Source organism: Mycobacterium intermedium (genome assembly GCF_002086275.1).
Taxonomy (GTDB): Bacteria; Actinomycetota; Actinomycetes; order Mycobacteriales; family Mycobacteriaceae; genus Mycobacterium; species Mycobacterium intermedium.
The window spans coordinates 1-26,557 of record NZ_MVHT01000080.1; the positions used below are offsets into that span (position 1 = coordinate 1).

At 66.1% G+C, this 26,557-nt stretch carries 25 protein-coding genes; 8 read left to right on the plus strand and 17 right to left on the minus strand.

Annotated elements, in window-relative coordinates; all coding sequences use genetic code 11:
- On the minus strand, positions 1–642 hold a 642-nt coding region (locus tag BST27_RS22990; protein ID WP_139805317.1), incomplete at its 3' end, for a PE family protein.
- 342 nt (positions 643–984) lie between these two features.
- On the opposite strand from BST27_RS22990, the gene purU reads away from it, so the two are divergent.
- A complete protein-coding gene (gene purU, locus BST27_RS22995) occupies positions 985–1,914 on the plus strand; it encodes a formyltetrahydrofolate deformylase (RefSeq protein ID WP_139805318.1) in 930 nt (309 codons plus the stop codon).
- A 16-nt stretch (positions 1,915–1,930) separates the two neighbouring features.
- Here the strand turns inward: purU and BST27_RS23000 are convergent, their stop codons facing one another.
- On the minus strand, positions 1,931–2,989 hold the full coding sequence (locus tag BST27_RS23000; RefSeq protein WP_069421913.1) for an NAD-dependent epimerase/dehydratase family protein: 1,059 nt from the start codon (positions 2,987–2,989) through the stop codon (positions 1,931–1,933).
- Between the two features lie 230 nt (positions 2,990–3,219).
- Between BST27_RS23000 and BST27_RS23005 the strand changes: the two genes are divergently transcribed.
- The gene (locus BST27_RS23005) at positions 3,220–3,402 is read left to right on the plus strand and encodes a hypothetical protein (protein WP_069421914.1); all 183 of its coding nucleotides are present in this window, start codon (positions 3,220–3,222) and stop codon (positions 3,400–3,402) included.
- A 76-nt stretch (positions 3,403–3,478) separates the two neighbouring features.
- Here BST27_RS23005 and coaD read toward each other — a convergent pair whose 3' ends face one another.
- The 6 genes from coaD to BST27_RS23035 form a co-directional block, all read right to left on the minus strand.
- Entirely contained in the window at positions 3,479–3,961 is a 483-nt protein-coding gene (gene coaD, locus BST27_RS23010; RefSeq protein WP_069421915.1) for a pantetheine-phosphate adenylyltransferase, read from the minus strand.
- Between the two features lie 23 nt (positions 3,962–3,984).
- Positions 3,985–4,539 (minus strand): 16S rRNA (guanine(966)-N(2))-methyltransferase RsmD, encoded by a 555-nt coding sequence (gene rsmD / locus BST27_RS23015; protein WP_069421916.1) that lies wholly within the window; start codon positions 4,537–4,539, stop codon positions 3,985–3,987.
- Between the two features lie 47 nt (positions 4,540–4,586).
- Positions 4,587–7,970 (minus strand): pyruvate carboxylase, encoded by a 3,384-nt coding sequence (locus BST27_RS23020; protein WP_069421917.1) that lies wholly within the window; start codon positions 7,968–7,970, stop codon positions 4,587–4,589.
- Positions 7,971–7,982: 12 nt separating this feature from the next.
- Positions 7,983–8,621, minus strand: a complete 639-nt coding sequence (locus BST27_RS23025) for a vitamin K epoxide reductase family protein (protein ID WP_069421939.1) — start codon at positions 8,619–8,621, stop codon at positions 7,983–7,985.
- Positions 8,622–8,625: 4 nt separating this feature from the next.
- Positions 8,626–9,378: a DsbA family protein gene (locus BST27_RS23030; protein WP_069421918.1), complete on the minus strand. Its 753-nt coding sequence runs from the start codon at positions 9,376–9,378 to the stop codon at positions 8,626–8,628.
- An 82-nt stretch (positions 9,379–9,460) separates the two neighbouring features.
- A complete protein-coding gene (locus BST27_RS23035) occupies positions 9,461–10,567 on the minus strand; it encodes an alpha/beta hydrolase (RefSeq protein WP_276015343.1) in 1,107 nt (368 codons plus the stop codon).
- Between the two features lie 279 nt (positions 10,568–10,846).
- On the opposite strand from BST27_RS23035, the gene BST27_RS23040 reads away from it, so the two are divergent.
- Positions 10,847–11,698, plus strand: a complete 852-nt coding sequence (locus BST27_RS23040) for an aldo/keto reductase (protein WP_139805319.1) — start codon at positions 10,847–10,849, stop codon at positions 11,696–11,698.
- Positions 11,699–11,725: 27 nt separating this feature from the next.
- On the opposite strand, the gene BST27_RS23045 is transcribed toward BST27_RS23040, so the two are convergent.
- Genes BST27_RS23045 through BST27_RS23055 form a run of 3 tightly spaced genes read right to left on the minus strand, consistent with a single transcriptional unit; the run spans position 11,726 to position 16,316 of the window.
- Positions 11,726–12,439 (minus strand): HNH endonuclease family protein, encoded by a 714-nt coding sequence (locus BST27_RS23045; RefSeq protein WP_069421921.1) that lies wholly within the window; start codon positions 12,437–12,439, stop codon positions 11,726–11,728.
- Entirely contained in the window at positions 12,436–14,658 is a 2,223-nt protein-coding gene (gene recG, locus BST27_RS23050; RefSeq protein WP_069421922.1) for an ATP-dependent DNA helicase RecG, read from the minus strand. Before recG ends, BST27_RS23045 begins: the two co-directional genes overlap by 4 nt.
- 2 nt (positions 14,659–14,660) lie before the next feature.
- Complete coding sequence (locus BST27_RS23055; protein ID WP_069421923.1) at positions 14,661–16,316, minus strand: DAK2 domain-containing protein; 1,656 nt, start codon at positions 16,314–16,316, stop codon at positions 14,661–14,663.
- Positions 16,317–16,597: 281 nt separating this feature from the next.
- On the opposite strand from BST27_RS23055, the gene rpmB reads away from it, so the two are divergent.
- The gene (gene rpmB / locus BST27_RS23060) at positions 16,598–16,792 is read left to right on the plus strand and encodes a 50S ribosomal protein L28 (RefSeq protein WP_069421924.1); all 195 of its coding nucleotides are present in this window, start codon (positions 16,598–16,600) and stop codon (positions 16,790–16,792) included.
- A 63-nt stretch (positions 16,793–16,855) separates the two neighbouring features.
- Here rpmB and BST27_RS23065 read toward each other — a convergent pair whose 3' ends face one another.
- On the minus strand, positions 16,856–17,761 hold the full coding sequence (locus tag BST27_RS23065; RefSeq protein ID WP_069421925.1) for an SDR family NAD(P)-dependent oxidoreductase: 906 nt from the start codon (positions 17,759–17,761) through the stop codon (positions 16,856–16,858).
- A gap of 48 nt (positions 17,762–17,809) precedes the next feature.
- On the opposite strand from BST27_RS23065, the gene BST27_RS23070 reads away from it, so the two are divergent.
- Positions 17,810–18,265, plus strand: coding sequence for a nuclear transport factor 2 family protein (locus tag BST27_RS23070; RefSeq protein ID WP_069421926.1), 456 nt, complete (start codon positions 17,810–17,812; stop codon positions 18,263–18,265).
- Between the two features lie 15 nt (positions 18,266–18,280).
- Here the strand turns inward: BST27_RS23070 and BST27_RS23075 are convergent, their stop codons facing one another.
- The 3 genes from BST27_RS23075 to BST27_RS23085 are packed head-to-tail and all read right to left on the minus strand — an operon-like array spanning position 18,281 to position 20,623.
- Positions 18,281–18,931: a nitroreductase gene (locus tag BST27_RS23075; protein ID WP_069421927.1), complete on the minus strand. Its 651-nt coding sequence runs from the start codon at positions 18,929–18,931 to the stop codon at positions 18,281–18,283.
- Positions 18,932–18,949: 18 nt separating this feature from the next.
- Positions 18,950–19,633, minus strand: coding sequence for a uracil-DNA glycosylase (locus BST27_RS23080; protein WP_069421928.1), 684 nt, complete (start codon positions 19,631–19,633; stop codon positions 18,950–18,952).
- A gap of 21 nt (positions 19,634–19,654) precedes the next feature.
- Positions 19,655–20,623 carry a thiamine-phosphate kinase gene (locus BST27_RS23085; RefSeq protein WP_069421929.1) on the minus strand — a complete coding sequence of 323 codons (969 nt, stop codon included), beginning with the start codon at positions 20,621–20,623 and terminating at the stop codon, positions 19,655–19,657.
- 102 nt (positions 20,624–20,725) lie between these two features.
- Between BST27_RS23085 and BST27_RS23090 the strand changes: the two genes are divergently transcribed.
- On the plus strand, positions 20,726–21,256 hold the full coding sequence (locus tag BST27_RS23090; protein ID WP_197518200.1) for a DUF3515 domain-containing protein: 531 nt from the start codon (positions 20,726–20,728) through the stop codon (positions 21,254–21,256).
- An 8-nt stretch (positions 21,257–21,264) separates the two neighbouring features.
- On the opposite strand, the gene BST27_RS23095 is transcribed toward BST27_RS23090, so the two are convergent.
- Together BST27_RS23095 and BST27_RS23100 are read right to left on the minus strand one after the other, a co-directional pair.
- Positions 21,265–22,398, minus strand: coding sequence for a D-alanine--D-alanine ligase family protein (locus BST27_RS23095; protein ID WP_069421931.1), 1,134 nt, complete (start codon positions 22,396–22,398; stop codon positions 21,265–21,267).
- A gap of 78 nt (positions 22,399–22,476) precedes the next feature.
- Complete coding sequence (locus BST27_RS23100) at positions 22,477–23,484, minus strand: NAD(P)H-dependent glycerol-3-phosphate dehydrogenase (protein ID WP_069421940.1); 1,008 nt, start codon at positions 23,482–23,484, stop codon at positions 22,477–22,479.
- 111 nt (positions 23,485–23,595) lie between these two features.
- On the opposite strand from BST27_RS23100, the gene cofC reads away from it, so the two are divergent.
- Entirely contained in the window at positions 23,596–24,246 is a 651-nt protein-coding gene (cofC, locus tag BST27_RS23105; RefSeq protein WP_069421941.1) for a 2-phospho-L-lactate guanylyltransferase, read from the plus strand.
- Positions 24,247–24,324: 78 nt separating this feature from the next.
- Entirely contained in the window at positions 24,325–26,529 is a 2,205-nt protein-coding gene (locus tag BST27_RS23110) for an RNA degradosome polyphosphate kinase (protein ID WP_069421932.1), read from the plus strand.
- The last annotated feature ends 28 nt before the right edge of the window (positions 26,530–26,557 follow it).

A 26,557-nucleotide genomic window follows, 5' to 3' on the forward strand; every position in this document is an offset into this window, starting at 1 on the left:
GCCCGGCCCGTTCGAGTTTCCGCCGGCCCCGCCGGCGCCGCCGGATCCGAACAGACCCGCAGCACCACCGTGACCGCCGGAGCCACCGGGTCCACCCAGGGCCAGCGGGGATCCGCCCGCGCCGCCCGCTCCGCCATTACCGATAAGCCCACCGGCCCCGCCGTTGCCGCCAGCCCCTCCGGCCGCGCCGCCGTTGGTGCCGGATCCGGCGGCGCCGCCGTTGCCGATCAACCACCCACCGGCCCCGCCGTTCTGCCCGGTACCTGGGGCGCCGTTGGCACCGTTGCCGATCAGCGGACGTCCCGTCGCCGCCTGGATCGGAGCATTGATCGCGTCGAGCAGGTTCTGCATGGGGGAAGCGTTGGCCGCCTCCGCGCCGGCGTACCTTGCGGCGCCGACGCGCATCGCCTGCACAAACTCGTCATGGAACGCCGCCGCCCTGGCGCTGAGCGCCTGGTAGGCCTGGCCATGCGCGCCGAACAGCGCCGCGATGGCGGCTGACACCTCATCGGCGCCGGCGGCCAGAATCGCCGTCGTAGGAGCGGCCGCCGCGGCGGTCGCCTCGCTCAGCGTCGATCCGAGGCTCGCCAGATCGGTTGCAGCCGCAGCCACCAGCTCGGGACCTACCACTAAATACGACATCACTTGCCCTCCCTTAAGTCATCGGATTGACTCAAAGATGCGGGCTCAGGGGACGGCGAACGTCAGTCAGAAGACGTAGATCGGTGCGCTGGGGGTCGTATATCCAGCGGTTGGCGGCGTCGGACGCGGGTGGCACTGCACACTTGAAACACTGTTCTTAACAACACAATTCGGTGGCAGCCCATGGCGACGTGAACGCACTTGCGCACCCGATGAAGTCGCCGTTCTGGTCGGCGGTTACCTACAGTCACGCACCCGGGCAGGCACGGGTTCAAATTCGCACCGACCAACTCGCATACGGTTATCCTGACCCTGCGAAATTGCGATCGCGAGCAGGAGGGCATCATCACGAACTCCACGTCGGCAACGCCGCCCCAGCCTGCCAACTTCCCGCAGCGGCCGGCCGGACCGCCACCACCGGCAGACATCGGCCGCTTGCTGCTGCGCTGCCACGACCGGCCGGGAATCATCGCGGCGGTCAGCGCCTTCCTGGCCGGGGCCGGGGCCAACATCATCTCGCTGGACCAGCACTCCACCGCACCAGAGGATGGCACGTTTCTGCAGCGTGCGATCTTTCACCTGCCAGGCCTGACCGCCGCCATCGACGAACTCGAACGCGAGTTCAGCAGGACCGTCGCCGCCCAGTTCGGCATCGACTATCGGTTCACTGAGGCCGCCAAGCCGAAACGCGTTGCGATCATGGCGTCCAAGGAAGACCACTGCCTGCTAGATCTGTTGTGGCGCAACCGCCGCGGCGAGCTCGAGATGTCTGTTGTCATGGTGATCGCCAACCATCCCGAGCTGGCCGAGCGGGTACGCCCCTTCGGGGTGCCGTTCTTCCACATCCCGGCCACCCGCGACACCCGCGCGGAAGCCGAACAGCGTCAGCTTCAATTGCTCAGCGGCAATGTCGATTTGGTGATCCTCGCCCGCTACATGCAGATACTCACCCCGGATTTCCTCGCCGCCGTGGGTTGTCCGTTGATCAACATTCACCATTCGTTCCTGCCGGCCTTCGTCGGTGCGAATCCCTACAAGCGGGCACGGGAACGCGGCGTCAAACTCGTCGGAGCCACCGCGCACTACGTCACCGAAGTGCTCGACGAGGGTCCGATCATCGAACAAGATGTCGTTCGGGTCAGCCACACCGACACCGTCGACGACCTGGTGCGGGTGGGTGCCGACGTGGAACGCGCGGTGCTGTCCCGGGCGGTGCTCTGGCACTGCCAGGACCGCGTCATCGTGCACGACAACCAGACCATCGTCTTTTGAGGCACCGGCCGACGCGCTAGTCGAGTTTTGCGGTGTCCAAAGCCGTCTGGCCGAAGCGCTTGCTCAGCTCTGTCCAAGGATCCGCGTACTTGCCGGTGATCTGGTGATACGCCCGATGCCTCCGCAGCAATTGGCGCGCCACGGGGGCGAAAGGCCGCATCGCGTAACGCTTCCAGCCGGCATTGGCACGAAGGTCGGCCAGCAGCCGCGGCCACGAATGGTGTTGGAAGTTCAGCAGCTGCTGTGCGCGGCTGACGTCCATCCAATCGTAGGGAAACCAGCCGAGGTCGTCATTCGGGTTGCCGGGCCGCCCTTCCGGGGGAACTCCCGGCATACCCTGAGCAGCCGCCAGCGCCGGCGCGATGACGCCATGCCGGAGCAGGAACGAGTCGTCACCGGCGATCAAGAATATCTCTCCAATGACGTCCGCATGCGCGGCAGTTGCGAATGCCGTTGCGACGTCACGCGTATCGACGCAGTGCACCCGTCCGTCATTGGGCAGCACACTGCCGAAGAACACAATCTCGGGGCTGAAGGGCATGGCGGTCGGGTCGGCGCTCAACACGCCGCCGAGTCGCAGCACCACCCAGGGCAGGCTCGACAACCGCACTATTTCTTCGGCTTCGGCCTTGTGGCCGCCGTACAACTCACACGGATGAAAAGGAGTGTCCACGCTTAGCCGCTCGGAATAGTGGTAGGGATTGCGCGCACCGTACACGGCCACGCTCGACGCATGCAGGAAACGTGGCGGGTTCGGTAGCTTTTCGACGGTATGCACCAAATTTGCTGTGGCGCATACGTTTACCTTGCGGGCGAGTCTGGCATCACAGTAGATCATGGGCGGGATGACGGCCGCCAAGTGAACGATCACATCCGGTGCCAGCTGCGGCACCGAACGCTCGACCTGATCGGGATCCGTCAAATCGACCCAAAGGGTTTCGACGCCGCGCGGAAAGGCGGCCTTGGCATTGCGATGCGCGGCGGCGACCACCCGCCAGCCGTCCGCTGCGAAGCGTCTGACGGTCTCGGCTCCGACCAGGCCGAAGGCACCGGTTATCAGCACTGTCTGCGACATGGTAGCCCCGCTCAAAGCCGCATCGCTCTTGTAAATGGGACGGTAATCCAAGGCGACGCCGCAGCGCTACGGTTTGCCGAGGTTCACCTCGCAGCAAGCAGAACCAGATCGCCACCGCAACACCGTAGCGCCAAGAAAGCCACAAGGTTTCACCAAGGCACTGCCGCCATTCTTCTTGCAACGGCAAACGCCGGGAACAACCAGAGCAACGACCCGAAAGAGAGGAACCAATGTTCACCGCCCGCATCCGCGCCCTCGCCGGGATGTCCCTGCTGGCCTCGGCCATCGGCCTGGCGACCTTCGTCTCCGTTGGCAGCGCCAACGCAGCGCCGGCACACCAGCCGGAGTACGGCACCTACACCTGCTACGACTACTCGACGCAGACGTTCTACACCTGCTTCGACCCCGACTAGTCGCGACAGTCAAGCACGGCACAGCCGAGCGGGCCTAGTCCTACTCCCCGGGACTAGGTCCGTTTCTTGTGCGCCGTCACCCTCGGCTGGACAACCTTTCGGCCAGCCGGCGGTTGACCGGTTCGGGCAGCAACTCCGACACGTCGCCGCCCAGCATCGCGACCTCTTTGGCCAACGAGGACGATACAAACGAGTACCGCGGTGCGGTGGCCACGAAGAAGGTGTCGACGCCGGCGATGTGCTTGTTCATCTGCGCCATCTGCAGCTCGTATTCGAAATCGGTTCCGGTGCGAAGGCCCTTGACGATGGCGTTCATCCCGCGCGAGCGGACGAAGTCGACCACCAACCCCTGCCCGGACTCCACCCTCAGATTCGGCAGGTGCGTCGTCGACTCCTCGATCATCGCGATCCGCTCGTCCAGGTCGAACATGCCCTTCTTCGCCGGGTTGATCAGGATCGCGACGACCACTTCCTCGAACTGGGCCGCCGCGCGTTCGAAAACGTCGATGTGGCCCAACGTCACTGGGTCGAAGGATCCGGGGCATACCGCACCAGTCATAGGCGAGACGGTAGCAGGACAGCTCAGTCATGCTCGGCCAGCTCCAAACGGGTGTCGCCATATACCCGTTCGGACCACACCGACCAACCGTCCGGCCACGTCAACAATGCACCGGCGGCACTGCGCTCAAAGACCGCGACGGTCCCCTCGCCCACCCAGCCATGGGCGCTGAGCGCCGCCAGCACCACCTCGATCTCTGCGGCCGCCACATCGTAGGGCGGGTCGGCAAGAACCAAGTCGACCGGAGCGGACGTTCCCGCCGCCAAGACCGCCGCAACCCCTCCCCGGCGCACCGTCGCACCCGGCAGACCCACCGCGTCAATGTTGCGTCCGATCACCGCAACAGCGCGCGGGTCGGACTCCACGAACAACGCCGACGCGGCGCCGCGGGACAGGGCTTCCAACCCGAGCGCCCCCGATCCGGCATAGAGGTCCAGCACGGCCAGCCCGGTCAGGTCGAGTCGCGCGCCGAGGATGTTGAACAGCGACTCACGCACCCGATCCGTGGTCGGCCTGGTCCCCCGCGGCGGCACGGCGATTCGTCGTCCGCCGGCGGCGCCGCCGATGATCCTGGTCACCTGCGCCGCTCCTCCTCATAGCTCCGCACTGCATCGTCGGCGGCGCGTCAGTTCACCACCACCAGAAGGTCACCGCCTTCCACCTGGGCGGTGTCGGACACCGCAACGCGCTCCACGGTGCCGTCTTTCGGGGCGGTGATCGGCGCTTCCATCTTCATCGCCTCTATGGTGGCGACGGTCTGACCGGCACTTACCTTGTCGCCTTCGGACACGCTCACCGTGACCACCCCGAGGAACGGGGCCGCGATATGTCCCGGATTGCTTCGGTCGGCCTTCTCGGCGGCCGGAACGGCGCTGGCGATGGAGCGGTCACGCACCAGCACCGGCCGCAGCTGACCGTTGATGATGCACATCACCGTTCGCATGCCGCGTTCGTCGGGCTCGGAAATGGCTTCCAGTCCGATCAACAGCTCCACGCCGCGCTCCAACTTCACACGGTGCTCTTCGCCCTGCCGCAGGCCGTAGAAGAACTGGTTGGCCGACAATTGCGACGTGTCGCCGTAGAGTTCCCGGTGCTCTTCGAATTCCTTTGTCGGACCGGGAAATAACAGCCTGTTCAACGTGGCCTGACGCTTTGGTCCCGGCGCAGCCAGCGCCGACTCGTCGTCCGCGCTCAACTCCTTGTTCGGCTTGGCGGGTCCGCGGCCCTCCAGCGCTCGAGAGCGCAACGGCTCGGGCCACCCACCGGCCGGGTCGCCCAACTCGCCCCGCAGAAACCCGAGCACCGACTCCGGGATATCGAATCGTTTCGGCTCAGCGGCGAATTCGTCGGCGCTCACGCCCGCCCCCACCAATGCCAGCGCCAGGTCGCCGACCACCTTCGACGAAGGGGTCACCTTGATCAACCGGCCCAGCACCCGGTCGGCACCGGCGTAGGCCTCCTCGACCTCTTCGAACCGGTCCCCCAGACCCAACGCGATCGCCTGCTGGCGCAGGTTCGACAACTGACCACCGGGGATCTCGTGGTGATAGACCCGTCCCGTCGGCCCGGGAAGCCCAGACTCGAAGGGCGCATAGACCTTTCGCAGTGCCTCCCAATACGGCTCAAGCGCGCAGACCGCCGACAGCGACAGACCGGTGTCGTGGTCGGTATGCGCGGCGGCGGCCACAATCGAGCTCAATGCCGGCTGACTGGTGGTTCCCGCCATCGGTGCGGCGGCACCGTCCACCGCGTCGGCCCCCGCGTGCCACGCCGCCAGGTAGCTGGCCAGTTGGCCGCCGGGGGTGTCGTGGGTGTGCACGTGCACGGGCAGGTCGAAACGACTGCGCAACGCACTGACCAACGTGTGCGCGGCCGGGGGCCTCAGCAATCCGGCCATGTCCTTGATGGCTAGTACGTGTGCGCCCGCGTCCACGATGCGCTCCGCGAGCCTGAGGTAGTAGTCGAGCGTGTACAACCGCTCGTCGGGGTCGGACAGATCGCCCGTGTAGCACATCGCGACTTCTGCTATCGCAGAACCAGTTTCGCGGACGGCGTCGATCGCCGGACGCATAGAGTCCAGGTTGTTGAGGGCGTCGAAGATGCGGAAGATGTCGATCCCCGTCGCCGTCGCCTCTTCGATGAACGCGGAGGTGACCACCTCCGGATAGGGCGTGTAGCCAACGGTGTTCCGGCCGCGCAACAGCATCTGCAGGCAGATGTTCGGCATCCGTTCGCGCAGCGCGGCCAACCGCTCCCACGGATCCTCCTTCAGAAAGCGAAGCGCCACATCGTAAGTCGCACCCCCCCAACATTCCACGGACAGCAGCTGCGGCATGGTCCGGGCCAGAAACGGTGCCACCATCAGCAATCCGCTGGTGCGGACGCGCGTCGCAAGCAGCGACTGATGGGCGTCGCGGAAAGTCGTGTCGGTGACGAGCACCGCCGGCGACTCCCGCATCCAGCGGGCAAACCCTTCCGGACCCAACTCGACCAACCGCTGCTTGGAACCCGCTGGCGGCGCGGCCTGCAAGTCGATGTCGGGCAGCTTGTCCTGCGGGTACACCCTGGACGGCCGGGTGCCGTGCGGCTTGTTCACCGTGACGTCCGCCAAATAGTTGAGGATCTTGGTGCCCCGGTCTGCGGAGGTGCGCGAGGTCAGCAGGTGCCGACGCTCGTCGATGAACGACGTGGTGATACGGCCCGCCTGGAAGTCCGGGTCATCCAGAACCGCCTGCAGGAAAGGAATGTTCGTCGATACACCGCGGATGCGGAACTCGGCCATCGACCGACGCGCCCGGTTCACCGCAGTCGTGAAGTCCCGCCCCCGGCAGGTCAACTTGACCAGCATCGAGTCGAAATGCGCACTGATATCCGCACCCAGAACAGTGCTGCCGTCCAAGCGGATACCGGCCCCACCGGGGGTGCGCAACGCGCTGATGCGCCCGGTGTCGGGGCGGAAGCCGTTGGCCGGATCCTCGGTCGTGACGCGGCATTGCAGCGCGACACCGTGCGGCTGGACCGCCTCCTGCGTCAGACCCAGGTCATCGAGCGACTCGCCGGCCGCGATGCGCAGCTGGCTCGACACCAGGTCGACATCGGTGATCTCCTCAGTTACGGTGTGCTCCACCTGAATTCGTGGATTCATCTCGATGAAGACGTAGTCCCCGCTCTCGTCGAGCAAGAACTCGACCGTGCCGGCGCAGCTGTAGCCGATGTGCCGGGCGAAGGCGACGGCGTCGGCGCAGATCTTCTCCCGCAAATCGGCGGGCAGGTTCGGGGCCGGCGCGAGTTCGATGACCTTCTGATGGCGGCGCTGCACGCTGCAGTCGCGTTCGTAGAGGTGGATCACGTTGCCGTGAGCGTCGGCGAGGATCTGCACCTCGATGTGCCGCGGGTTCAACACGGCTTGCTCGAGATAGACGGTCGGGTCGCCGAAGGCCGACTCCGCCTCACGGCTGGCGGCTTCGATAGCTTCGCGCAGGGACCCGGCGTCGCTGACGCGGCGCATGCCGCGCCCTCCTCCGCCCGACACCGCCTTGACAAACAACGGAAACCGCATGTCCTGTGCAGCCGTAACCAACTCGTCGACCGAAGAAGACGGTGCGGACGACTTCAGCACCGGCAGTCCCGCTTCGCGGGCTGCGGCGACGGCGCGTGACTTATTTCCAGTCAACTCAAGCACTTCGGCGCTGGGACCGACGAACGTGATGCCCGCCTTTGCACACGCCGCGGCCAGGTCCGGGTTCTCCGACAGGAACCCGTAGCCCGGGTAGATCGCGTCAGCGCCCGCCCGACGGGCGGTCCCCACGATCTCGTCGACGGAGAGGTACGCCCGCACCGGGTGTCCGACCTCCCCGATCTGATAGGACTCGTCGGCCTTGGTGCGGTGCAGCGAATTGCGGTCCTCGTACGCGTAGATCGCCACGGTGCCGACGCCGAGTTCGTAGGCCGCGCGGAACGCCCGGATCGCGATTTCTCCGCGGTTGGCCACCAGCACTTTGGCGATCATCCTCGACTCCTCTCAGATGAGTGTCGACCAATAATCCCAGAAGCGCTCCATGATCAGCAGAAACACCGCGGTGAACCAGAATGTGGTGATCGACCATCTCCAGTGGTACAGGAACCGCAGTACGCCGCCGGTGTCAGGTGACGGGCGAAACGCGATCGCCGCGACCACCACCAACAGCGTGATGGTGACCGCCCAGACCACCATGCAGTACGGGCACAGCGCACCGATGCGGTAGATGCTTTGAAAGATCAGCCAGTGCACGAACACCGCACCGAGCAGCGTGCCGGCCGTCAGCCCAATCCAATACCACCGGGGCAGCGGCACTTTCGTCAGTGCCAGCACTCCGGTGACCAACACCACGGTGAAGGCGGCGATACCCATCAGTGGATTGGGGAAGCCGAACAACGACGCCTGCGGGGTCACCATCACCGAACCGCACGACAGGACCGGATTGATGCTGCACGACGGGACATAGGCGGGATTGATCAGAATCTCGATCTTCTCGACCGTCAGTGTGGACGAGGCGATCAGGCCGACGACGCCGGCGATCAGCACCCACCATGCGCTGAGTGCCGATACCTGCAATGCCGGGGCCGATGCCGGTTCCCGGGCGGTGCCGTCGCCGGCTTCTTCGGCAGGTTGTGCCGACACGGCGTCAAGCTGCCGCGGCGGCGGCGGCGGCGTCAATGCCAGGAACGTCGCCCACGATCGATTTGATCTTGGCTACCAGTGCTTGGGGAGTCGACCACGAGTAATCTTCGCCGTTGATCCGGACGGTGGGCGTTGCCTTGATGTTCGAGGCAGCCGCGAGCCCGTCGACCATGGAGACGTACTTGCCGCTGTTGATGCAGTCGGGCACACTGCCGGCAGCACCGGCTTGGCGCGCCCATTCGATGAGCCGTCCGTTGTCGGGGAAAGTCTTGTCGTTTTCGGACGGCTGCATGCCCGGGCTGTACAACGCCGAATGGAAGCGGCGGAAGGCGTCGATCGACTCGTCCGCGACGCAATAGGCGGCGGCGCCGGCCCGCGACGAATAATGCTGGTTCCAGTCCTTGCTCAGTATCGCGACCATGGTGTAGTCGGCCGCCACGGCGCCGATATCGATGAGCTTGTTGATGGTGGACCCGAAAGTCTGCTCGAACACGCCACAAGCCGGGCACAGGAAGTCCTCGTACAACGAGATCACTGCCTTGGGTTCCTTGCTGTCCGGCTTCGTCACCACGTTGTTCGCCGCCACCCGGACGGGATGGCCGGGCGCGGCGTCCTTCTTGTGCGACGTCACGATGTAGAACACCAAGCCGACGGCGAACAGCACGACGATGGCGGTTCCGCCGATCTGGATCAGCCGGCCGAATTTGCCGTCGGGCGACTTCATGTCGATCCGCGGAGGTTTCTTCTTGTCGGCCACAGTTTCGCTGATCCTCCGTTTGATTTTCCGAGATGCCGCTCTGCCGGGGCTGCGGCGCGCCTCTAGAGTACCGGCGGGTTGCTCACACCCGACTGAGGTGCGCACGCAACGCGGAGATCAGCTCGTTCGTCGCTACGGCGCTGTCGCCGCCCAGTTGGAACAGGTTGAAGAAACCGTGCGGCAGCGAACCCAGGTAACGCAGGTCCACCGGCGTCCCGGCCGCCCGCAGCGCGTTCGCGTAGTCCTGACCCTCGTCGCGCAGCGGATCGAACCCCGCGACCGCGACGAGTGCGGGAGCAAGCCCGTGCAACGATTCGGCCCGCGCCGGCGAGACCCGGGGATCCGTCCGCTCGATGCCGGTACCCCGCAGATATTGAGAGGTGAACCAGTCGATGTCGCGTTTGGTCAGCAGGAAGCCACGCGCGAACAGACTCAGCGACCGGCTCTGCGCGGCGAAATCGGTGCGCGGGTAGAGCAGCCACTGCAGCACCGGGGTCGGGCCGCCCGTGTCGCGCGCCCGTTGACACACCAGCGCGGCGAGGTTGCCTCCGGCGCTGTCGCCACCGACCGCGACTTGCCCCGGGACCGCACCCAACTCCTCGGCATGCTCGTACGCCCAGCTGAAAGCGGCGTAAGCATCCGCGAATGCGGCGGGGGCCGGATGCTCGGGCGCCAAGCGATAGTCGATCGAGAGGACGTGGACGCCCGCATCGCGGCAGGTCAACCTGCACGGCGCGTCATGAGTGTCCAAGTCGCCGAGCACCCAGCCACCGCCGTGGTAAAAGACCAGCAGCGGCGCCGGCCCGTCACCGGGTGCGACGTAGTGCCGGGCCCGGATCTCACCGGCCGGTCCAGGTATCGAAAGTTCACGAACCTCGACATGAATCTGCGGGCCGGGCATCTCTCTCGTGGTCTTTGCCATCAGCGCCCGGGAGGCCGCGGGGTCGTCGTCGACCACCAGGCCGTCGATGCCGACGGCCCGCATGCCCGTCAGCATTGCCTGCAGCGTGGTATCGAGGGTATTTCCGTCGATGACAACCGACCGGCCGCCGGTCAGCAACCGTCGTGCGCGGACCGGAATCCACGGAATGACCTTGACGCCGGCGGTGGTGACCGCGTTTTGTACGCGGCTGGCCAGTCCAATGCGCACGCCACTTGCTCCCGAGCGGAGGTCCTGTTCGCCAGGCAGACTCTTGGTCACGGCTGCTCCCTCGACAGATGTGGGCGGAGTTTTCAGGTCCTCGGGCGGGCCGGACAGGCGGCGGCCCACCCTGACGCGACCCCCTGGCCCAACTCTACGTCCGTCCAAATGGCGCACTGCAGGCGCGGAGCGCTGCAGAAACCATAGACACCCGGACCAGCCGTTGCTTAGGCGGCATATCCAACTCGGTAGTATGTGATCCCCAGAGTCGCTGAATCACACTTATCGCGACCCGAGGACCTTCAATTCACAGGCAGGTGATTGACGTTGACTGGCGAGTCGGGCGCTTCGAACCTCTCCGTCCCCTCGATAACGCTAAATGACGAGAACACGATGCCGGTGCTGGGCCTCGGGGTCGCCGACTTGTCCGACGCCGAGACCGAGCGGGCGGTCTCGGCGGCGCTGGAGATCGGCTGTCGGCTGATCGATACCGCCGCCGCATACGGCAACGAGGCAGCCGTGGGCCGCGCAATCGCAGCGTCCGGCATACCGCGCGCAGAGTTGTTCGTCATCACCAAGCTGGCCACCGCCGACCAAGGGTTCACCCGATCCCAGCAGGCCTGCGCCGAGAGCCTGGAGCGGCTCGGCCTGGACTATGTAGACCTCTATCTCATTCATTGGCCGGCCCCGCAGCTCGGCAAGTACGTGGACTCCTGGGGAGGACTGATCCAGCTTCGCGGGGATGGACTCACCCGCTCGATCGGTGTTTCCAACTTCACCGACGAGCACGTACAGATCGCGACCGATTTGACCTTCGTCGCTCCCTCCGTGAACCAGATTGAGCTGCATCCCCTGCTCAACCAGGCCGACCTGCGCAAATCGCACGTCGAGCAGGACGTCATCACGCAGTCCTACACCCCGCTGGCGCTGGGCAAGTTGAATGACCACCCCACCGTGACGTCGGTCGCCAGTGAGTACGGCAGGACTCCCGCACAGGTCTTGCTGCGGTGGAACCTGCAGCTGGACAACGCCGTGGTGTTCCGCTCGACCAATCCCGAACACATCGCCAGCAACTTCGACGTGTTCGACTTCGAACTGGCCGCCGAGCACATGGATGTGTTGAACGGGCTGAACGACGGCACCCGACTGCGCGAGGACCCACTGACTTACGCCGGTTAGGCGCCCTGCCGGGACCCGGCCCCGCGCTCAACCCGTCGGGCAGGTCGCCGCAGCCTGCCGCAGCACATCGGTGGATGCCTGATCCACCGGCAACGAATAGCCGCGCAACACGGCAATGAACTGCAGGGCGTACTGGCAGGCGAAGGCGGCGTTCGGCGGCATCCACTCGGCAGGCGGCGAATCTCCCTTGTTTTGGTTGCTCTGCCCCTGCACGGCCAGCAGGTTCGCCGGATCGTTGGCGAACCGCACCCGCAGGGGCTGCGGCCAGTCGTAGGCGCCCATGTCCCAGGCGTAGGAAAGCGGGACGATGTGGTCGATTTGTACCGCTTCGCCCACCTTTGCGCCCCGTTGGAAAACGACCACGGTGTTGGTGTACGGGTCGTGCAGCGTGCCGGTTGCTACCGCGTGGGGACATCGTTTGGTGACGACGTAGGTCTTGTCCACCAGGTCGCGGTCGAGGATGTCGTTGCGGGTATCGCACCCGTTGTGTCCGCCAGGCGCGTCGTTGTTGTCGTCCCAGGCCTCCCCGAACGCCGCCCTGCGGTAGTCGTAGCGGTGCATCCGCACCGGCAGCACCGAGATGCCGGCCAGGACATCGACGCCGGGTTGAACGGTCGGAACGTCGGCGCGCGCAGCGAAGTCATTGGCATGCCTGGCCGCCGTCGAGCCCAACGTCTGGTAGGCGACCACCAGGGAGACCACGACCGCGGCCACCAACCACAGCAGCGTCTTCCGGCTCACGACTTGTCCAAGTATTCGATGCGGTCGGTGTCGATGAAGCGTGCCGCCATCACGTCCAATCCTGGCTGCGGGCGCCCATCTTCGTAGGCGCGGGTGCAGAAGTCGCGGGCGGCCTCGATGACCGGCAGGTGATCGAGCAACGAGAGCAGCCGCAGCGTGATGGCCCGGCCGGACTGGTTACGCCCCAGCACATCTCCTTCCTTGCGCTCCCGCAGGTCCAATTCGGCCAGGGCAAAGCCGTCCAGGGTGTCGGCCACCGCGGTGAGCCTTTTCGCCGCAGCCGACCCGGGCGACACGGAGCTGGCCAGCAGACACAGGCTGGGATGCTGGCCCCGCCCGATACGGCCGCGCAACTGGTGCAACTGGCTGATCCCGAACCGGTCGGCGTCCATGATGAGCATGACGGTGGCGTTGGGGACGTCGACGCCTACCTCAATGACGGTGGTGGACACCAGCACATCAATTTCACCGTTGCGGAAACCGTCCATCGCGGCCGCTTTGGCATCGGCCGGCAAGCGCCCGTGCATGAGCCCCAACCGAAGTTCGGACAACACTCCGGAACGCAATTTGGCGAACAGTCCCTCAGCCGTCTCCGAAGCCCGAACTCCCGGTTCGTTGTCGGCGTTGTCGGCCTCTGTCTCGTCGATCCGGGGCGCCACCACGTATGCCTGCCGGCCGGCGCCCACCTCTTCGATGATGCGTTGCCAGGCACGGTCGAGCCAGGCCGGCTTGTCCTTGACGAAGATGGTGTTGGTGGTGATCGGCTGGCGGCCACGCGGCAACTCGCGCAGCGTCGAGGTTTCCAGGTCGCCGTAGTGGGTGAGGGCCACCGTGCGCGGAATCGGTGTCGCCGTCATCACCAGCAGGTGCGGGGTGATTCCCGGAATTGCCTTGGCACGCAATTGGTCTCGCTGCTCAACACCGAATCGGTGTTGTTCGTCGACGACGATCATGGCGAGGCTGTGGAATTCCACGGTCTCCTGCAGTAGCGCGTGCGTTCCGACGACGATTCCGGCCTCGCCACTGGCGATCTGGGTCCGGGCCTGCTTCTTCTGCGCAGCCGTCATCGACCCGGTGAGCAGCGTCACCCGCGTCGCATTATCCGACCCCCCCAACTGGCCACCCATCGCCAGTGGCCCCAGGATGTCGGTGATCGATGCCAAGTGTTGTGTGGCAAGCACTTCCGTGGGGGCCAGCAACGCGCACTGGTAGCCGGCATCGACCATCTGCAGCATCGCCAGCACCGCGAGAATCGTCTTGCCCGACCCGACTTCACCTTGCAGCAGGCGATTCATCGGACGGGTGGCCGCCAGCTCGCTGGATAGGACGTCGAGCACCTCACGCTGTCCGCCCGTGAGCTCAAACGGCAAGCGCTGCAACAGTTCGGCCGCCAACCCGTCGGGCCGCCACCGCGCCGCAGGCCCGGATTGCGCCAGTTCGCTATGACGCCGACCGACCAGCCCCCATTGCAATCCGACAGCTTCGTCGAAGGTGAGGCGCTCCACGGCGCGAGCCCGCACGGCCGGGCTTTCGGAAAGGTGGACGGCGCGCAACGCCTCGTCCTCGGACATCAGACCGTGCTCGGCGAGCAGTTCGGCGGGCAACGGGTCCGGCACCGGATCAAGCATGTCCAGCACCTGCCGTACACAGCCGAAAATGTCCCAGCTCTGCATCTTCGACGAGGCCGGGTAGATCGGGAAGAACTGCCCCTCGTAGGCCGACACCACGTCTTCACTGCTGGTGGCGTGGGACGCCTCCGCAATCTTTTTCAGCGACTTCGAGCCTTTGTTCCGCTGACCGTCCGGCGAGTCAAGGATGAGGAACGCCGGATGCGTCAGCTGCATCACGCCTTTGTAGTATCCGACCTCCCCGGACAGCATCACCCTCGTGTCTCTGGTTAGGCCTCTCGAGATGAATTCCGCGTTGAAGAAAGTGGCGGTCACCTTGCCGCGGCCGGACCCGAGCGTGACGCGGAGACATTTCCTCCCCGTCTTTTTCATGAAAAAGGAATTCGTCGCGGTAATGACATCGACCACGGTGATGTGCTCACCCACCTCGGGTCGCGCGTCCTCGGCCCCGCGCCTGGCTGCGCCCACGACGTAGCTTCGCGGGTAGTGCCGAAGCAGGTCATCGACCGTTCGGATCCCGAAGCACTCGTCGAGCAACACGACGGACTTGTCGGTGAGCAGGAATTTCAGCGAATCACCCAACGACACCACGGCTACTCGACCCCGATCAGCAGTGCGTCGCCGCGGTGTCCGGTGTGGTAGGTGATCAACTCGGTGCCCGGATGGTGGTCGTGTACGTGCTTTTCCAGAATGCCTGCGACTTCGTCGTCCTCCTTGAGCTCACTGCCGAACAGCACCGTCACCAGTTCGCCGCCCGAGGCCAGCAGCAGATCCAACAGTCCGATCGCCGCCGAGGCCGCATCGTCGGCGACGATCAGCACCTCGTCGCCGGCAATACCCAGGCCGTCCCCGGGGGAACAGGTACCCGCCCAGGTCAATGCCCGTTCGGTCGCGATCCGCACCGAGCCGTGCCGGGTGGCGCCGGCGGCACGCGCCATGGTGTATCCGTCGTCGACGGCCTGCCGGCTCGGCTCGTGGACGGCCAGTGCCGCCAATCCCTGGACCATCGAGCCCGTCGGAACCGGTACCACGTCGACGCCCCACCCGATGGCCGCCGTGCATCCAGCCACCAGTTCCTCGGCGGCCGCGTAGCCGTTGGGCAGCACGATCACCTGCGCGGCGCCGGTGTCTACCACCGCCCGCATCAGCTGATGTGCGGTGATCTCGGCGTCCGACTCCGGTCGCAGCACCAAGGCTCCCTCACTGGTGAACAACTCCTCGGCGCCGTCTCCGTCGACCACGGCCAGCACAGCGCGTTCCCGGGTCCACCCACCGGGCGGCAGTCCCGCCGCACCGGAGCTCAACGCCGAGATCACGATCCGGCTCAACTGCCCGGCCGCCAGTCCCGCCTCGACCGCTGCGCCGGCGTCGTCGGTGTGTACATGCACCGAATAACTGGCGTCAGACCCCGACGGCGCGGCCGCGATGGCCACCGAATCGCCGAGTTCCCCCAGCCGATCCCGCAGTGCGTCCGCGCTGGCCTCATCGCACCCGGCCAACTGGTACATCACTTCGAATTGCGGGGCGCGACCCTGGCCGGGGGGTTCTGGCTGCAGGGCGCGAGGTGCCGGCTCGTAGACCGCGCGGGCGGGTGCCTGACCGGTGATCGTCGACGACAGCGCATCCAACAGCACCAGCAGGCCACGCCCGCCGGCGTCCACCGCGCCGGCGTCGGCCAGCACATCGAGCTGCTCAGGGGTCTTTTCCAACGCGACGACGGCCGCATCGGCGGCGGCCGCGATCGCCTGGGCCAGCCCCTCCCCGCCCTGAGCGCATTGCTCGACGGCGCCGGCCGCGGCCCGCAACACCGAGACGATGGTGCCGGGGACCTCGGTGCCTCCCATGGAGACGACGACGAGCTCCACCCCGCGCCACAACCCGGCAGCCAGGACGGCGGCGTCGATGGCGGGCAATTCTTCGCCTGATTCGGTCGCCGCGCTCGCCGTCGCATCGGCGATGCCGCGCAGGATCTGGGACAGAATCACACCGGAGTTGCCGCGCGCTCCGTTCAGCGCGCCTGCCGAGAGCGCCGCCGCCACCCCGGCGACGGTCTCGGTCCTGGCGGCCGAATTCGCCTCGGCAAGCGCGGACCGCATGGTGAACAGCATGTTGGCGCCCGTATCGGAGTCGGCTACCGGAAAGACATTCAGCCGGTTGATCTCGTCGATGTGGGTGATCAAGTCGCTTACGGCGGTGTGTGCCCAATCTCGCAGGGCGGAGGCGTCCAGCAGACGTTCCGACGTGCCCAACCGACTCCACCTCCTCTGCCCAAGGCCGCCGGTAAGCCCCCGGTGAGCGCCAGCGTAGCCTGGTCCGCGCGGCGCTCGAGACTGCTCAAGAGCCTAGCCAGCGACAGTGACAGCACTGGTCACGGCAACGGTCAGCACCGAAAGCCGGCACCGTTTTGGTGGTTACCGACCCCAGTCGGTATCCTGGGACAGCCTGGGCTCGCCTGGGCTTTCAGCTCAGGTTGGCTGACCCATCCGGGGGTCGCCGGGACCAAGCAACAGACTTTGAGGAGTTTAGAACCATGGCCGCTGTGTGCGATATCTGCGGGAAAGGCCCCGGCTTCGGTAAGTCGGTGTCGCACTCCCACCGCCGCACCAGCCGCCGGTGGAACCCCAACGTCCAGACCGTGCACGCCGTGACCCGTCCCGGCGGCAACAAGCAGCGCCTCAACGTCTGCACGTCCTGCATCAAGGCGGGCAAGGTCAGCCGCGGCTAGTAGCCGCGCCATGTGCCGTCGACATTGCCGCCACGGTTGCGGTTCGGCGCGCGCCCACAGCCATCACGGCAATTTCGGTGATGCCGCCAACGCGGTACCGGTTTCCGCTTCGGCGAAGGCCACCAGCTGGGCCGCGGTGTCGTAGTCGCCGGCCACCACCGATCGTCCGATGAACACCGGATGGCCGCGCAAGCCACCCCTGCCGCTGACGCCGATGTAGCTACCCGGCGGGACGGGTTCGCTGATGCAGAACAAGGTGGGCGCCGCACCCTGATCGATGTCATTACCCAGCCGGCCTGCCAGACCCTTGGCGACGTTGTGCGCCAAGGACATCACGCGCGAGTCGGAGAGGTGCGACAGATTCGAAGCCACCCAGCCGGGATGCGTGAGTTGGGTGACGATCGGCGATCCGGCTTCGCGCAGCCTGCGGTCGAGTTCCAAACCCCACAACATCACCGCGAGTTTGGAAAGCGTGTAAGCGCCCAGCCTCGTCCACTTGTTGCGGCGCAAATGCATGTCGTCCAGCCGCAGTGTCGCGCCCCGGTGCGCTTCGGAACCGACGTTGATTATCTGCGAGCGCACCCGGGGCAACAACAGATTGGTCAGCGCAAAGGGCCCGAGAAAGTTGGTGGCAAGCGTCAATTCGAAGCCGTCGACCGTGACGGTTCGCTGATTGATGACTGCACCCGCGTTGTTGATCAGGATGTCTATCTCACCGTCGAGCAAATCGGGAAACGCGCGCACCGAAGACAAGTCGGCCAGGTCGAGCTTGACCACGGAGGTCGAACCCCCCACCTCAGCCGCGCGTTGCTCACCGAGTTCGGTGTTGCGCACGGCCATGATCACGTGCGCGCCCGCTTTGGCCAACGCACGGGTGGTACCCAGTCCGACGCCGTTGGTCGCACCGGTCACGATGATCCGCTTGCCGGTCAGGTCGCCGAGCCGGCTCGGTGTCCAAGGTAACGTCACGCGATCAGAGTAATCGGCCGCGCCGGTTTCACGGACAGGTGATTTGAGATGACCGACAGCGCAATTGCGATCACCAACTTGATATATAGGTACGCCGAACTCATCGACGGCGGCGACTTGGACGGGGTGGGAAAGCTTTTCGAACACGGCCACATCTACGCTGTGGAGAACGGTCCACCCGAGACCGTTTTCGCCGGCCACGCCGCGGTGCGGGGCATGTACGAAGCGCTGGTCCGCATCTACGACGACGGCACGCCGAAGACCAAACACCACACCACCAATGTGCAACTCGACATCGACGACGATCGTGAAACCGCACGCGCGACGTCTTATTACAGCGTCACGCAGGCCACGCCCGAACTGCCGTTGCAGATCATCGTGACCGGACACTACAAGGACACATTCCGGCGGATCGACGGCGTCTGGCGGTTCGACAGCCGCACCATGTTCATCGACCAGATCGGCGACCTGAGCCACCACCTGAAGATCGACCCAGGTGCGTGACGCTCTTACTCGCCCTTACTCGTCGAGAAACGTTGCGTGCTTGTCGATTGCATCGCGACCGATGCGCAAACTGTTGGCGGAAAAGGCCGGGTCCGGGTGGCCGATCGCCAGACCGCACAAGATATTCATCTCGGCACCGATCCCCAGTTGCTCCCGGATGATCTCGGGATAACCGGCGATCGAAACCTGAACGCACGTCCCCAGACCGCGGGCCGTCAAAGCCAACACCAGCGTCTGCAAGAACATCCCGACGCCCATGGCGTCGACCAGGCCGAAATCTTCGCGCATGGACACCACGGCGCCCACGGGCGCGCGAAAGAATTCCCAATTGCGCAGCACCGCGATACGCCGGGCCTCAGTGTCTTCCCGGGCGATGCCCATCGAGCCGTATACCTGGGCGCCCAGCTCACGTCGCAGATGAGCGAAAGCGGCTGGCAGTTCGGGGACTTTCGGCGGCTCGGAGCGGGCCTTGCTCAGCAGAGCCGCAACGAGCCGGTCGCGGGCTGCGCCCGAGACGAACACCACGTGCCACGGCTGGACGTTGGAGTTCGACGGCGCGCGCACGGCAAGATCCAGCGCCTCCTCGAGCAGCTGCCGCGGTACCGGGTCCGGCAGAAACATGCGCGACGAGCGCCGCTCGCGGATCGTCTTGTCGAGGTCGTACATTTGGCGCCCCTTTCGGGGTCAGGGCAGTCGCCAGTCGATCGGTTCGGCACCCATGCCGGCGAGCAGGTCGTTGGCGCGACTGAACGGTCGTGAACCGAAGAACCCGCGAGACGCCGACAACGGAGACGGGTGGGGCGACTCGATGCAGACACAGTCGCCGGCGGCCAGGATGGGCTTGAGCGTCGACGCGTCGCGGCCCCAAAGGATCGCGACCAGCGGCTGTTTGCGCGCAACCAACGCCCTGATCGCGCACTCGGTAACGGCTTCCCAGCCCTTGCCGCGGTGGGAGGCCGGGTTGTTGGGACGCACGGTGAGCACTCTGTTCAACAACATCACTCCGCGCTGCGCCCACGGTGACAGGTCGCCGCAGGACGGTGGCGGATGGCCCAGGTCGGTGGTGTATTCGTCGAAGATGTTGGCCAGGCTGCGGGGCAGCGGACGCACGTGGGGAGCCACCGAAAAGCTCAGCCCCACCGCGTGTCCGGGCGTCGGGTAGGGATCCTGGCCCACGATCAGCACCCGCACCTGGTCGAATGGGAACGTGAACGCGCGCAACACGTTTGGGCCGGCTGGAAGGTATCCGCGGCCCGCTGCGATCTCCGACCGCAGAAATTGGCCCAGTTGCGCCACCTGGCCGGTCACCGGTTCCAGCGCGGTCGCCCACCCGGGGTCGACGAGTTCGCTGAGGGGGCGTGCGGTCACTGCGCCACCCTAACGTCCCGGTCATTGCGCAAACGACTGCCAGCCCGCATAACCCGTCCATTCCTCGCCGTCGATCAACACCCGTGCCGGCCCGTCAGTCACCCTTCCGATCACTCGCCAACCGGGCGGCACCGCGTCGGGAAAGCAGGCCACGAGCGCATGGTCTTCGCCCCCGCCCAGCACCCACGACAACGGGTCGGCCCCCACCGCGGCGGCCGCCGCAGCCAACGCGTCACGGTCTGTGGCCAACGCCGCGGTGGACACCTCGATCCCGACACCCGAGGCTTGCGCAACGTGCCGCAGGTCCGCGACCAAGCCGTCGGAGATGTCGATCATCGCTTGGGCGCCCGCGGCTGCGGCCGCCGCACCCTGCCCATAGGGAGGTGCTGGCACCAGATGGCGACGCCGCAGCTCGTCGAAGCCTTCAATTCCGTTGTGCCACAACTCATAACCTGCCCCGGACCGACCCAACTCACCGGTGACGGCGAGCACTGACCCGCTCCGGGCCCCGGAACGTAGCACCGGCGCACGGCCGTCCAGGTCGCCCAACACGGTCACCGAAACCACCCACTGTGGACAGTGGACCATGTCACCGCCCACGATGCCCGCACCGATCCGGCCGGCCTCGTGCCACAACCCGTCTGCCAACGAAGCCGCCCACCCGGCCAAGGTTTTAGCCGGTGCGCCGAACCCGACGACGAACGACACCGGCCGTGCGCCCATCGCCTCGATGTCGGCCGCGTTCTGCGCGATCGCTTTGCGGCCGACGTCGTGCGGCGTCGACCAGTCCAGCCGAAAGTGCCGATCCTGCACCAGCATGTCGGTGGAAATCACCGTGCGGCCACCGCCGATGGATACCACCGCCGCGTCATCGCCGGGTCCGAGTTCGACCGCGGCGGGCTGACGGCGCCCCCGCACCAACCGGTCGATGACGGCGAATTCCCCCAGCTGTTCCAGCGTCGGAGAATCCGCTGGAGTGTCGTCGCGCACGCCACCTCCTTCGGCGCTCTCCAGGTCGCGAACGTTAAGTTGAGTCCCTGGCCCGGCGCTGTGTTTGCGAGCCAGCCAGTTTATGAGCCTAGGAGGTGGCAGGTGCCCGACCCCGACGGGCCGCCACGTGCCCTCATCATCGCGGCGATAGCGCTGGCTGTGACGGCTTTGGGTGTGATCCTGGCCATTGCGACCCGGCACGAACCGGCGAAACCCGTTGAGCTTCCGGCCGTGGCCGCCCCGGATGCCGGCGCCCCGGCGTGCCAGGCGCTATTGGCCGCGCTGCCGCGGCAACTCGGGGATTACCAGCGCACGACGGTTGCGCAGCCCGCACCCGAAGGCGCCGCGGCGTGGCGCGGCGGGCGCAGCGAACCGGTGATCCTGCGCTGCGGACTCGAACGTCCGGCCGACTTCGTCATCGGCTCCCCCATCCAAGTCGTCGACCGCGTGCAGTGGTTTCAGACGGCGGCCGGGTCCGGTGAAAAGCAATTCACTTGGTACGCCGTGGATCGTCCGGTCTACGTGGCGCTGACGCTGCCGGCGGAATCAGGACCCACGCCGATCCAAGAAGTGTCGGAGACGATTGACCGGACCATGGCCGCAGTGCCCCTCCGCCCGGGTCCGCCCCGTTAGCCCCGCAGTTATCGCAGGCCAACGCCCCGCGCCAACGCGGTGTCCACCATGGTCGCCAGCAGGGTGGGATAGTCGACGCCGCTGGCCGCCCACATCCGCGGATACATCGAGATCGTGGTGAAGCCCGGCATGGTGTTGATCTCGTTGATCACCGGGCCGTTGTCGGTGAGGAAGAAGTCCACCCGGGCCAGCCCCTGGCAGTCGATGGCGGTGAAGGCCCGGATCGCCAACTGCCGTAGCGCGTCGGCGACTTCGTCGTCGACTTTGGCAGGAACGTCCAATTCGGCTGCGTCGTCGAGGTATTTGGTCTCGAAGTCGTAGAAGGAATCCTCACGGCCGCGTACCCCGGCCACCCTGATCTCGCCCAGGGTGCTGGCTTCCACTGTGCCGTCGGGCATTTCGAGCACACCGCATTCCAGCTCACGGCCGTTGATCGCCGACTCGACGATCACCTTGGGGTCATGGCGACGGGCCTCGGCGATCGCGGCGGGCAAGTCGTCCCAGCTCGTCACGCGGCTCACGCCGATCGACGAGCCGCCCCTGGCCGGTTTGACGAAGACCGGCAACCCAAGCCGCTCGCGTTCCTCGGGATCAAGGGATGCCCGCGTCGGTCGCAACACGGCGTGCGCACCCACCGGCAGCCCCTCGGCGATGAGCAACTTCTTGGTGAACTCCTTGTCCATGCCGGTGGCGCTGGCCAGCACGCCCGCACCCACGTAGGGCAGACCCGCGAGTTCAAGCAGGCCCTGAACGGTGCCGTCCTCGCCGTAGGGCCCGTGCAGCACCGGAAACACCACGTCGACCGAGGCCAGGACTTCTCGCGCGTCGGGACCCGTCGAGCGCTGCAGCGACACCAGTTGGCCGCTGCGCTGGGGATCAGCCGGCAGCGCGAGTTCGGTGCCCGATTCGGCGCTTACCTCCGGCAATTGCCGGTTGGTGATGGCCAGCGCATCGGGGTTTCCGTCGGTGAGCACCCACGAGCCTTCCCGGGTGATGCCGATGGCCAGTACGTCGAACCGGCGCGGATCCAGATTGCGCAGGATGCTGCCCGCCGACACGCAGGAGATGGCGTGCTCGTTGCTGCGTCCGCCGAACACGACGGCCACGCGCACGCGCCCATCACCGGACTGGCTGGCATTCACAACCTGGAGAGGCTACCGGGTGGGGCGCCGGGAGGTCGGGCCTGGCGGTCCGAGCTGCGGTTTTGCGCGGTCATGGGATCATTCGGGCTTCGTGCTGCGACCGAGGAGCAACGCTATCGCCTCGTTCACCGACAGTCCCTTGTGACAGACCCGGTGTACGGCGTCGGTGAGTGGCATTTCGACGTCGTAACTGGACGCCAGCGCCAGCACCGACTGACACGACGTCACGCCCTCGACGACGTAGCCGTCCTTGCGTTCCATCGCGGACTGCATGGTCTCCCCCCGGCCCAACAATTCGCCGAACGAGCGGTTGCGCGAATGCGGCGACGTGCAGGTGGCCACCAGATCGCCCACCCCGGCCAGGCCAGCCAGCGTCGTGCCCTTGGCCCCGAGAGCCAGTCCCAGCCGCATGATCTCGGCCAGGCCGCGGGTGATTATCGCCGCGGCGGTGTTTTCACCCAGTCCGACCCCGGCGGCCATCCCGCACGCGAGCGCGATGACGTTCTTGCAGGCCCCGCCGATCTCGGTGCCGACGACGTCGGAGTTCGTGTACGGCCGGAGGTAGCCGCTGTTCAGGAAGCGCTGCAACGCGACCGCGCGACCGGAGTCGCTGCAGGCGATGACGGTGGCCGCGGGCTGCCCCTCGGCGATCTCGCTGGCCAGGTTGGGCCCTGAGATCACGGCGACCTGTCCCGCGTCCACGCCGGTCACCGAGATGATCACCTGGCTCATCCGCATCAGGGTGTCCAGTTCGATCCCCTTGGCCAGGCTGACCAGCGTCGCGCCCTCGGTCAACAGCGGCGCCCAGCGCTCGAGATTGCTCCGCATCGTCTGCGCCGGCACACCCAGCAGCACCGTCGTCACACCGCTCAGCGCTTCTTCCGGGTCGGACGTGGCGCGGACGCCGGGCGGCAGCAACATCTGCGGGAGATAGTCGGGGTTGCGGCTGGTCTTGTTGATCTGCTCGGCGACTTCCGCCCGTCGCGCCCATAGCGTGACCTGTTGCCCGGCGTCGGCGAGCACCTTTGCGAGCACCGTGCCCCATGCGCCGGCGCCCATCACTGCAATAGTTTCCGAGCCGGCCATCCACCACTTCCCTTCGCACGGCAGCCGCTGACACCATTCCAGCGCCCAGTCGTTCATCACGCTAGCGCGGCGCCTCACCGGCACCGTCGCGCTAGGGTGGCGCTCGTGGGCGTGAGCGGCACCCGGGCCGAGGGTAAGGGTGATGTGGGGTTGATCATCGCCGTGAAGCGGTTAACCGCCGCCAAGACCAGACTGGCACCGGTGTTCTCGGCGCAAACCCGGGAGAGCGTGGTGCTGGCGATGCTGATGGACACCCTGGCCGCGGCGGCGCGCGTACCTGCACTGCAATCGATCACCGTCATCACCCCCGACGATGCGGCGGCGGCCGCAGCCACCGAGCTCGGCGCCAACGTGCTGGCCGACCCGACGCCGGAAGGCGACCCGGATCCGTTGAACAACGCGATTGGCGCGGCCGAGCGCGCCCTTGCCGAGGCCTCTCCCAATATCGTTGTTCTGCAAGGAGATTTGCCCGCGCTACAGACACAGGAACTCGCCGAAGCCATCGCCGCCGCGCGTCACCACCAGCGAAGTTTCGTCGCTGACCGGCTGGGAACCGGCACGTCGGTGCTGTGCGCTTTCGGCGCCAAGCTGGATCCGCAGTTCGGCGCGGATTCGGCCGCGCGGCACCGGCGTTCGGGTGCTATCGAGCTGACCGGCGCGTGGCCCGGACTGCGGTGCGATGTCGACACTCCGGCCGACCTCGCCGCCGCGCGCCGCCTCGGCGTGGGCCCCGCGACCGCACGCGCTCTGTCGCATCGTTAGCGCGGCCGGCGGGTTGAATCTCGCCGACGGCGTACCGATGACCCATCGATGTCGGCACGAAGCTGGCAGCACCACCCCGTGATACGCAATGATCGCAGAGTGACCGATACCGAAGCTCAAGTGCGCGCCGACGAGAACGCCTGGCATCCAGACGACTCGGGCCTTGCCGCGCCGCCCGCAGCGACAGCCGACGCGGTCAACGACCGGCTTCCAGAAGATCGTTATCTCAACAGGGAACTGAGCTGGCTGGACTTCAACGCTCGGGTCCTGGCGCTGGCTGCCGACAGTTCGTTGCCGCTGCTCGAACGAGCGAAGTTTCTGGCGATCTTCGCGTCCAATCTCGATGAGTTCTACATGGTTCGGGTGGCCGGCCTCAAACGGCGTGACGAGATGGGGTTGTCGGTTCGCTCCGCCGACGGTCTGACACCGCGCGAGCAGCTGCGCCTCATCGGCGAAAAGACCCAGCAGATCGCCATCCGCCACGCGCGTGTGTTCCACGATGTGGTGCTACCGGCTTTCCGCGAGGAAGGCATCTACATCGTCACGTGGAACGATCTCGATCAAGCCGAGCGCGACGACCTGTCCGCCTATTTCAACGAACAAGTCTTCCCCGTCCTGACACCACTGGCCGTCGACCCGGCCCACCCGTTCCCCTTCGTCAGCGGGTTGAGCCTGAACCTGGCGGTCACCGTCAAGCAACCCGAGGACGGAACCCAGCATTTCGCCCGGATCAAGGTCCCCGACAACGTCGAGCGCTTCGTCCAACTCCGCACGAACCGCAACGCCGAAAACGCAGAAGGCCCAGCACCCCTCCGGTTCCTGCCGATGGAAGAATTGATCGCGGCCTTTCTGCCGGTGCTGTTCCCCGGCATGGAAATTGTCGAGCACCACGCATTCCGCATCACCCGCAACGCGGACTTCGAAGTCGAAGAGGACCGGGACGAAGACCTACTGCAGGCGCTGGAGCGGGAGTTGGCCCGCCGGCGTTTCGGTTCGCCGGTGCGACTCGAGGTCGCCGATGACATGACCGAGAGCATGTTGGAGTTGCTGTTGCGCGAACTGGATGTGCATCCCGGCGATGTCATCGAGGTTCCGGGATTACTCGACCTGTCGTCGCTGTGGCAGATCTATGCTGTCGACCGGCCGGCGCTCAAGGACCGGGCGTTCGTTCCCGCAACCCATCCCGCGTTCTCCGACCGCGAGACACCCAAGAGCATCTTCGCGACGCTGCGCGAAGGCGATGTGCTGGTTCATCATCCGTACGACTCGTTCTCCACCAGCGTGCAGCGCTTCATCGAGGTGGCCGCCTCCGACCCCAACGTGCTTGCGATCAAACAGACCCTGTACCGCACCTCGGGTGACTCCCCGATCGTGCGGGCGCTGATCGACGCCGCGGAAGCCGGAAAGCAAGTCGTGGCATTGGTGGAGATCAAAGCGCGCTTCGACGAGCAGGCCAACATCCGGTGGGCACGCACGTTGGAGCAAGCGGGCGTGCACGTGGTTTACGGGCTCGTCGGGCTCAAGACGCACTGCAAGACGTGCCTGGTGGTGCGTCGCGAAGGTCCGATCATCCGCCGGTATTGCCATATCGGGACCGGCAATTACAACGGCAAGACAGCCCGCCTCTACGAGGATGTCGGCCTGCTGACCGCGGCGCCGGATATCGGGGCCGACCTCACCGACTTGTTCAATTCGCTCACCGGGTATTCGCGGAAGTTGTCTTACCGCAACCTCTTGGTGGCGCCGCACGGAATTCGCACCGGCATCATCGAGCGGGTGGAGCGGGAAGTGGCCGCTCACAAACAAAGCGGTCCCGCCCAGGGACAGGGCCGTATCCGGCTCAAGATGAATGCTCTGGTCGACGAACAGGTCATCGACGCCCTCTACCGTGCATCGCAGGAGGGAGTGCGGGTAGAGGTCGTGGTACGCGGCATCTGTGCGCTGCGCCCCGGCGCGGAAGGCTACTCCGAAAACATCTCGGTCCGCTCGATTCTCGGTCGCTTCCTGGAACACTCGCGAATCATCCATTTCAACGCGATCAACGAGTTTTGGATCGGCAGCGCCGACATGATGCACCGCAATCTGGACCGCCGCGTCGAGGTGATGGTCCAAGTCAAAGATCCGCGCCTGACCGCTCAGTTGGACGAACTTTTCGAGTCGGCGCTGGACCCGGCCACGAGGTGCTGGGAACTGGGTAAGGACGGCCAGTGGACGGCCTCGCCACGGGAGGGCCAGAGCGTTCGCGATCACCAGGTGTCATTGATGGAGCGACACCGCAGCTGACTCTGAGTGCCGAAAAAGGCCGAATTGA